Here is an 8,686-nt window from a genome sequence, read left to right as displayed (position 1 = left end):
CACCGACCCTGTCGGAGGCCGCCCCCACGGCTGCCCGGCAGCGCCCGTCCACCGGCCCGGCACGGCGCCGGCGGGCGCCCGTACCGGCGCCCACACCGGCGCGCGATCCGGCTCAGCAGGGGCTGAGCCACCAGACCCAGTCCCAGGAGGCTTCAACGTCCCAGCTCAAGCCACCGGGTGAAGTCCAGCCGAGATTTCCGTTGCGGTCGTAGAACTTGGCGTGCAATGCGGCCCGCTGATTGTTGATCCACGATCCGGTTCCGGTCCAGGTGATGCGATTCAGCTGATTGCAGGTGAAGAACTGCAGGGACGTGCCCCAGAAGTTCGGCAGGCTGAAAGCACATACATAGGTGTACGGGCAGAACTCTTCGGGACCGTCCGGCGCGGAGAGATCACGAGCCCGCTGCTCCCCGGGCAACGGAATGAGCAGTCTCCCGCCCGCGCTCAGGTCGATCCTGTTGATGGCTGTCTGGGTCCCGCCCATTGTGGCCAGATAGCCGTTGACCGTGTCCTGAAGTGCCGCAGCCTGAGAAGTGTTCAGCCCGACGCTCCTCGCCTGGGCCGAGAAGTCGGGTCGGGCACTGTTCGGGTCTGGTCCGGTGACGGCACCGGCCGTACCCGTCGTCGCCAAGATCGTGAAGACCGTCACCGCTGTCGCGATGACGGCTTTTCCCAACGCTGTCAACCTGCGAATTCCATGCTGGAAACAACCTCTTTCGCGTGCGCCCGCTTTCCGGAGTCGACGCAATGGGAAGGCGTTTCCACAGGTGCGCGCCTTGAGTCGGTCTTTAACTATGCACCTGGGAGCGCAGGTTGAGGCAAGAGGCGGGGTCGATTCATTATCGGCCAAACTTCACCGAAGGTTGGCCCCCTCCGCGCAGTCGGTGGCGGTGAGAGCGGCGCGCCCGGCGAGCAGCGGTCCGCACAGCCCCAGGTTCCCGGCGACTCGCACGGGCCCGTCGTGGAGAATCACCTCCATGCGCATCCTGATCGTCACCACCGGCTCCCGCGGGGACGTCGCGCCGTTCACGGGCCTGGGCCTACGCCTGATGGACGCCGGGCACCGGGTCGCCGTGGCCGCCCATCCGACCTTCACGACACTGATCGAGTCCTGCGGCCTGGAGCACCGGCCGCTGCCGGGGGACCCCGAGGAACTCATCCGCGCCAGGGCCCGCGCAACCTCCCCGGAGGAGACCCGCGCGCTGATGACCGCGTTCGTGGACGGACTCGCCGACGGCGTGGCGGACGCCGTGGCGGGCGGAGCCGACCTGCTGCTCACCGCCTTCGCCCCGTCGCCGCTCAGCCGCACGGCCGGGGAGGCCCACGGCGTGCCCGTCCTCGGCACCTACCTCACGCCCGCCTTCGCCACCAGGGAGTTCCCGCTGCCCGGCCCCGCCGGGAGCGAGGACCTGGGACCGGAGGGCAACCTCGCCGCCGGCCAGGAACGGCTCCGGAGCGCGGACCGCCTGTTCTCGGGCGCCGTGACCCGGATGCGCGAGCGCCTCGGCCTGCCCGGCACGACACCACTGCCGCCGCTCGGGCACACCCGACCGGTCGTCCACGGCTACAGCCCCCTGCTGCTGCCGCGCCCGGCGGACTGGCCGGCCCCGGTCGACGTGGCGGGCTTCTGGTGGCCCGCCCGGCCGTTGGACTGGCAGCCCCCGGCCGAACTGGTCGACTTCCTCCAGGCCGGTCCGGCCCCGGTGTTCATCGGCTTCGGCAGCATGGCACCGGGCGAGGGCGACCGGCTCGGCGAACTGGTGACGGCGGCCGTGCGGCAAGCCGGCGTGCGCGCAGTCGTCCAGGCGGGCTGGGCCGGACTGGAGGCGGCGGGCGACGGCATCCTCTCCATCGGAGACCTCCCCCACGACTGGCTCTTCCCCCAAACCGCCGCCGCCGTCCACCACGCCGGAGCCGGCACCACCGGCGCCGCGCTGCGCGCCGGGGTCCCCGCCGTACCGGTGCCCGTCATGGTCGACCAGCCGTTGTGGGCGGCACGGCTGCACCGGCTGGGAGTCGCCCCGCAGCCCGTGCCGTTCGCGGACCTCACCGCCGAACGCCTCGCCGCCGCCATCACGGCCGCGCTGGCCGAGCCGGTCCGCCGCCGTGCGGCCGCCGTCGCCGGGCTGATGGCAGCCGAGGACGGCGCCGGCGCCGTCCTCGACCGCATCGCCCGGATCGACGAGAACGGCCGCTGAGCCCCGCCGCCCACCGCCCGCCGCCGGCCCGACCGGGGCGGGGGAGCCGAGCCGATCATGGGCGCTTCACAACGCACAAGATCACGCCGAGGCCGTACTGCTGTCCGGCGAACGATCAAACCGGTGGCGGTCTCAACAGGCGTCCCGAAGAGGGGTGTTGGCAGCACGATCAGCTGCGTCGGCTGGCCCTGATGCCGCAGCGGGTGGACCAGCCTCCGGCGGGAACCAGCCGCTCTCCGCTCACCCGCACGACGACCGGCTTCCCGTCCTCGAAGCCGATTCGATCACCGACGGCCAGGAAGAGCGGTCTCGCCAGCTCGAAGGCATAGCCGTTGTCGGGGCTATGTCGCGGGGGGCGGAGCGCTGCCGCCGTCAGGTCCGAGCTGGTTCGTGTTCATGATCGGCGGCTGGCTGGGGCACACGAGGTGGAACATCCTCCGGTGCCTCGCCGGTGTGGAGGCGAGCACCGGCCCCGGCCTCGCGCTGTCGCACGAGTCCGTGCGCAACGGCGTGCGCGGCCTCCCCGACCTGTTCGGCCGGCTTCCGGAGCTCGGGGCGCTGCTCGTGTGACGGTCCCGGGCCCGACCCGAACGCGAAACAACCCAAAGGGAGTTCAGGTGATCCAGGTGCGGCCCAGCGAGCAGATGCGTGACCTCGGCGTCGTCCAGGAGGGCGCGCCCATCCTTGCCGAGCCCGCCCGTCCCTTCGACCTGCCCGCCGAGCGCGAGGCCGCCGAGCAGGTCGTCGAGAAGCTGTTCACCGCGATGCAGCGCATCGGCCAGGTCCACCCCTTCGCCAAGGGCATGGGCATCGCGGCACCCCAGATCGGCATCGGCCGAGCCGCCGCCATCGTCCGGCCGGCCGACCCGGGCGCCCCGCCGATCGTCCTGCTCAACCCGACGATCACCGACCGCTCCGACGAGACGGACGAGCAGTACGAAGGCTGCCTGTCCTTCTTCGACGTCCGCGGCATGGTCCCCCGACCGCTGCGGATCATCGTGGAGACCACCACGCTGGACGGCCGGCTGATCACCACCACGTACGAACGCGGACTCGGCCGCTTGGTCCACCACGAGATCGACCACCTCGACGGCCTGCTCTACACCACCCGCATGCGGACCGGCATCGAGCCCATCCCCGTCGAGCAGTACCGGCAGACCGGCCGGGCATGGGCCTACGAGCAGTGATCCCGGCCCGGCCGACCCCGGGCGCCCACCGCATCGAGGCCGCTCTGTCGCGGATGTGCGACTACCGTCCGCGGCCGATCCGCCCGGTGACGACGGCCAGGGCGGTGCCCAGCAGCACCAACCCGGTGTACCCGGCGGTCTCGTGGCCGCCCGGGACCAGGTACTGGACGAAGCCGAAGAGGCGGAAGCCCCCGAGGTGGTCGGAGAGCAGGCCGCTGATCCCTCCGACGATGAGGGCGAAGCTCACGAAGCCGAGCAGATTTTTCATGCCCCTGAGCCTAGAGACGCAGGTCAGCCCCGGTATCCGACTTTCGGTGAGACCTGTCGCCACCAAAGTCGCGCAGTCGGTGGGCGGCTGACGCGGCGGAGAGCAGCGCGGGGGCGGCCGCCAGGGCGAAGCAGAGCGGCAGCGGCAGCCGGCCGACCAGCAGGCCGAGGGTCGCGGTGCCGCCCGCCGAGCCCGCGTTGAAGGCGGTGTTCACCCAGGCGCCGGCCCGGGTGCGGGCCTGTGGTGCGGCCGTCTCGTCGGCGATCAGGTAGGCGGTGGTGACGACGGGGGAGACGAACAGCCCGGCCAGTGCGACGGCCGCGGTCAGCACGGGGAGGTTCGGCGCCAGCCCCGCGCCCGCCAGCGCCAGGCCCAGCCCGGCGACCAGCAGCGGCAGCCGGGCCCGGTTCGGGGCGGACCAGCCGACGGCGCCGTAGGCCAGGCCTCCGACGGCACTGCCGGCCGAGAGCGCCGCCAGGATCCAGGCGACCGCCCCGGCCCGCCCGCGCTCCTCGGCGAAGGCCACCACCATCAGGTCGAGCGCTCCGAGCGCCAGCCCGGTCGCGGCCGAGGCGAGCACCGCCCGGTGCAGCTCTCCCCCGCCGTCCGGGCGCGCGCCGGGTGCGGCCGGCCCGGTCCGGTCCGCCTCCCGCGCGGCGGGGGAGGAGGCCAGTGCCAGGGTGCCCGCCAGTACGAGCGCGGCCCCCGCGGCCACCCCGGCCGTCGGACCGGCGAGCGCGAGCAGCAGCCCCACCAGCAGCGGGCCGCTGACGAACAGCAGTTCCTCGGCGACGGTGTCCAGGCTGTACGCCCGTCGGAGCAGCTCCTGGTCCGGCAGCAGTCGGCGCCAGAGCGTCCGCATCACCGGCCCGAGCGGCGGGGTGCAGGAACCGGCGGCGACCACCAGAGCACCTGTCAGGACCGGCGGTGCGCCCGGCCGCCAGGTGGCGCAGGCCACCAGGGTCAGCAGCCCGGCGTACAGCGCGGCCATCGGCGGCAGCGCGCGCCGGGGGCCGTACCGGTCGACCAGGGCGGCACGGGCCGGGGAGAGAAAGACGCTGGTCAGCCCGAACAGGGCCAGCACGGTGCCGGCCACCGGGTAGGAGCCGGTGGCGTCCCGGACGGCCAGCATCATGGCGAGCGGGACCATCCCGTACGAGAGCCGGCCCAGCAGGGCGGCGCCGAAGGTGCGGGCGGCGTGCGGGGCGCGCAGGACGGCGGCGTAGGAGGGGGTCGGCGAAGAGAAGTGGGAGGGGGTGGGCGAAGACAAGGGAGACGTTCCTCGGCGAAGGCGGGCAGGGCGGGGCCGTGCCCGGAGGCGTGCGGGGACACCGGAGCGCCGTGCCCGGTGAGGGGGGCACGGTCGTGGCGGGTCCGCTACGCACGGGGGAGGAACATGTCCGGAACCGTAGCAGGCCCGCCGTCCAGTAAGGCTTGCCTTGCCAACCGGTCGGGCCCGCCCCTAGGGTGAAGTCCTCAGCGTCCTGCGTGCCCCGGGGCGTCCGCTCGACCATGACACCGGCACCGAGAGGGAAGGCCGGTTCGGCGCGGACTTCTCGGATGTCCGTGTCCATACGGACTCGGCTGCGCGACGTGGCCGGCGGGCGTCTTGTCGGGGCTTGATTCTGGTGGGCCCGCGTATTCAACCGTCGCGAGTTGACCCACCTGACTCCGGCACCGCTACTGAGCGTGACAGCCTTGGGGAGATTCCGGGTGTCAGGGGCATCCGGTTGGATGGGCACATGACTGTCCACGACGTGGCTCGTCGGCTCCCTCCCATCGCCGACCTGCGGAACCTGTGCCGCTCACTGGCGATGCTCGATGCGATCTTGAGCCCGGACTGGGAAGGCCGGTACTACTCCTTCAACGCCGGCTGGGCCGACGGCGAGGAGATGGCGTCGATGCGCAACGGGTCGGGGGACGAGTACTCCATCGTGTTCTCGGCTGCCGGGGCCTATGTCCGCGGCTTCGCCCACGAAGCACCGATGAGCCCGTACGGCAACGATGGCGAGCCCTGGCCGGGAGTGATCGACGAGGTTCCGGAGGTCTTCAAGCCCTTCGTCGAGGAGCCGGCGTTCACCGACCAGGACGACGTTCCCGTTGTGACGGCCTGCCTCTGGCGGGAGGCGACGGACGATCGGTGGCGGCACGGCATGATCGACTTCCCTGCCGGGTGTTCCGACCCCGACGGGGCAACAAGCCTGTTCGAGCTCCTGGCCGACCGTTCGCCGGAAGCGTTCCAGCGCTTCGCCGAGGACTACTACGAGGTTCCCGTGGACCTGGAAGCGGTGCGCGACGTCTATGCCTTGCGACCGCTGAGCCGGACGCTCGTGTCATCGCTGAACTCGGAGCTCACCCTCGTGGACCTGGCCGAGGACATCGCCGAGATCGGCTACCCGCAGCCGGTCCGGGACGTGATCCGAGCTTCGTGAAAGCGACGGGCCGATATCGACGGAGCGGTGTGAAACGACCCCGGCGGCCGTCAGGCCGCCGGGGTCGTCGTGAACACTGCGTAGGCCTCACGCTCACGGTGTCGCGTGGCTCGCGGGGTGCTCGTGCCGATGGGGTGGGTCCCACGATGTTGAGGGTCGGGCCTTCGCCGTCCGGGACTTCGGAACCGAAGACGACGCCGGGTGCCGGGCGACGCCCGTTTCAGCTTTCCGGACTGCCGAACCAGCGTCCCGCGGCCCGCTCGAACGCTTCACGGTCAGGTGTGCGATCGCCTGCCCAGGCGACCACGCCGTCGGGCCGGACCAGCACGGCACCCAATCCGAGGTCGTCCTTCGCCGGACCGGCCGCGTACCGCATCCGGCCCTCCCAGCCCCTCGCCGGAGCGTGCAGGCATCGGTCGGTGCTGAAGTCGAGCGTGACGCCCCGTCCGTCCCGCATCAGGTCGCCAAGACGGGTGCCGTCCTCCAGACGAAGGTCCGGGGCGCTGCGGCCGACCAGCGGGTGCTCGCTGCCGAGGTCGTAACGGACGGACGATCCCGACATCCTCTCGAACACGTAGGTCGCTCCGTCCCGGGTGTTGATCAGGTCGCGAATCACCCCTTGGACGGCCTGGCCGTGCGGGTCCGGCCGCATGGCCGCCACCTGTGCGCGCGACCAGTCGAGCACCGCCGACCCCACCGGACGGCGCTCGCGGCCGTAGGTGTCGAGAAGTCCGTCCGGCGCGTGTCCGTGCACGGCCGCCGCCAGCTTCCAGCCCAGGTTCAGGGCATCGCCGATGCCGGCGTTGAGTCCCTGCCCGCCCAGGGGCGAGTGGATGTGAGCGGCGTCGCCCGCGAGCAGGACGCGTCCGTGCCGGTAGGTCGTCGTCTGCATCGCCCGATCGGTGAAGCTCGACGCGAGACGGACCTCGCCCAGCGTCACGTCGGTGCCGGACACCCGGCGCAGAACCGTCTGGAGATGGTCGCGCGTCGGCTGCCGCGAGCGATCGAACGCGCCGCCGTCGAAGTCCAGCACGGCGATGTAGTCCCCCGCGGGCTGGAGGTACATGCCCGTGGGTGTCAGATTGAACCCGGGGCTCAGCTTCTCGGGGTCGGCGACGGTGGCGAGCATCGTGTAGCCGGTGCACAGCGGCTCGGTCCCGACGAAGTCGAAGCCCGCGAGCCCGCGTACGGTACTGCGTCCGCCGTCGCAGCCGACCAGCCAGCGCGCCGTGTACGCGTGTTCGCCCGCCTGCGCTATCACACTCCCGTCGTTGTGCGCGATGGCCGAAACCGTGACGCCGCGCCTGACGTCCACGCCCAGCTCGGACGCCCGCTCGGCCAGCACCGCCTCGATGGCTTCGACGTGTGTCGGCATGCCCTCCGGTGCCGGGTAGGGCAGCCGGTACGGCAGGGCCGCGAAGTCGATCTTGGCCGGATCGAGCATCATGCCGGCGAAGTGGCCACCACGACGGGGAGCTGACGGCGCGTCCGGTCCCGATTGCGCGCCGGGCTCATCGTCGACGCCCGATGCCTTCAGCAATTGGTGCAGCATCCCGCGGCGGTAGAACGCCTGGACCGAGGCGGAGGACAGGCCCCGGATGCCGAGCGGCAGCGCCTTGAACGGCGAGCGGGGTTCCGGGTCCCGTTCGAGCACCAGGACCGAGCAGCCCGCGAGGCCGAGTTCGCAGGCGAGGAACAGCCCCACCGGGCCGGCGCCCACGATCACTACGTCATGCACAAGAGATCCCCTTCCCCTGAATCCACAGCCGGATCGGCACCCGGCGGGACCACTCGAAGGTCCCAGAGCCCACCTGCATCTGACCGACGCGTCACCGACAGGCCGCTGACACCCGACCGGCAGCCTGCCGGGCACGCCGCCCCGCGCGCCCCCGGTCCGTGCCCGGTCCCGGGGTTCCCGCGGCGCTGCCCGGTCTCAGCGGAACGCGGCGGCGTTGCGGGCGGGCCCACTCGGCGAAGGGCCGAGGGGCGCGGCCGAGGACCGGCCGGATGTCCGGGCTGATGCGCAGCTCGGCCGGGCCCGGGGAGGCGCCGAGGGCGGCGGCCAGGGCGCCGGAGGCGTCGGGATCGTCGTGGGGGGAGTGCGGCTCGGATCCTGCGGCAGGCTCCCCGTCGGTCGAAGGCGCAGGTCAACGGGTGCGTCCGCAGGGCTTGAGCGGGGTGCCGGGGAGCTCGGGGGCGGGGAGGCGGTCGCCCGGGTAGCCCTCGCCCGCGAGGGCTACGTCAGCGGCAAGTCCCGTTGCGTGCTGGGGGAGTCGGGTTTCACCGGTGAGATCGCCCGCGAGGGCGTCTCCGCCCCGATCGGGCCGACAGGAGGTGGGTGGTGGGGCGGAGCCGCTCGTGGATGAACGGCTTCGGCGGGCTGCGGTGCCGCACCGGGAAGCGCGGCCGCGTCGCGTCGTGGACTTCTTCCGCTGCCTGTCCCCCGTGATCGTCGCACCGCGTGTGCTCGTCCGCCGCACGGCCCCGCGCCGCCGCGGGGATGATCGCCCCACCACTGGGCGCCCGGTGTGGCGCCTACGGGTGGGTGGCCTTGACGTTGGGCTGGGTCTTCTGGTTGTAGATCTCCTTGCCGTCCGCGTT

At 72.3% G+C, this 8,686-nt stretch carries 7 protein-coding genes and 1 pseudogene; 4 read left to right on the top strand and 4 right to left on the bottom strand.

Features of this window, described 5'->3' with window-relative positions:
• Positions 1-112 precede the first annotated feature (112 nt).
• Positions 113-685 carry a hypothetical protein gene (locus ACFWJ4_RS39940; protein ID WP_380553945.1) on the bottom strand — a complete coding sequence of 191 codons (573 nt, stop codon included), beginning with the start codon at positions 683-685 and terminating at the stop codon, positions 113-115.
• A gap of 292 nt (positions 686-977) precedes the next feature.
• On the opposite strand from ACFWJ4_RS39940, the gene ACFWJ4_RS39935 reads away from it, so the two are divergent.
• Positions 978-2,198 carry a glycosyltransferase gene (locus tag ACFWJ4_RS39935; protein WP_380553942.1) on the top strand — a complete coding sequence of 407 codons (1,221 nt, stop codon included), beginning with the start codon at positions 978-980 and terminating at the stop codon, positions 2,196-2,198.
• A 617-nt stretch (positions 2,199-2,815) separates the two neighbouring features.
• A complete protein-coding gene (locus ACFWJ4_RS39930) occupies positions 2,816-3,385 on the top strand; it encodes a peptide deformylase (RefSeq protein WP_380553939.1) in 570 nt (189 codons plus the stop codon).
• A gap of 61 nt (positions 3,386-3,446) precedes the next feature.
• Here ACFWJ4_RS39930 and ACFWJ4_RS39925 read toward each other — a convergent pair whose 3' ends face one another.
• A complete protein-coding gene (locus ACFWJ4_RS39925; protein WP_380553936.1) occupies positions 3,447-3,653 on the bottom strand; it encodes a hypothetical protein in 207 nt (68 codons plus the stop codon).
• Between the two features lie 10 nt (positions 3,654-3,663).
• The gene (locus ACFWJ4_RS39920) at positions 3,664-4,923 is read right to left on the bottom strand and encodes an MFS transporter (RefSeq protein ID WP_380553933.1); all 1,260 of its coding nucleotides are present in this window, start codon (positions 4,921-4,923) and stop codon (positions 3,664-3,666) included.
• Between the two features lie 214 nt (positions 4,924-5,137).
• Here ACFWJ4_RS39920 and ACFWJ4_RS39915 point away from each other — a divergent pair.
• Positions 5,138-5,245 (top strand): annotated as a pseudogene (locus ACFWJ4_RS39915) (DUF4157 domain-containing protein); the annotation flags it as partial.
• Positions 5,246-5,395: 150 nt separating this feature from the next.
• Positions 5,396-6,085, top strand: a complete 690-nt coding sequence (locus ACFWJ4_RS39910; protein ID WP_380553931.1) for a hypothetical protein — start codon at positions 5,396-5,398, stop codon at positions 6,083-6,085.
• A gap of 220 nt (positions 6,086-6,305) precedes the next feature.
• Here the strand turns inward: ACFWJ4_RS39910 and ACFWJ4_RS39905 are convergent, their stop codons facing one another.
• Positions 6,306-7,823 carry an FAD-dependent monooxygenase gene (locus tag ACFWJ4_RS39905; RefSeq protein ID WP_380553928.1) on the bottom strand — a complete coding sequence of 506 codons (1,518 nt, stop codon included), beginning with the start codon at positions 7,821-7,823 and terminating at the stop codon, positions 6,306-6,308.
• Positions 7,824-8,686: the final 863 nt, after the last annotated feature.

It is taken from the genome of Kitasatospora sp. NPDC127067 (assembly GCF_042724755.1).
GTDB lineage: Bacteria > Actinomycetota > Actinomycetes > Streptomycetales > Streptomycetaceae > Kitasatospora > Kitasatospora lactacystinica.
The sequence above is the reverse complement of the archived record's forward strand: the minus strand, read 5'-3'. Positions and strand labels throughout refer to the sequence as shown.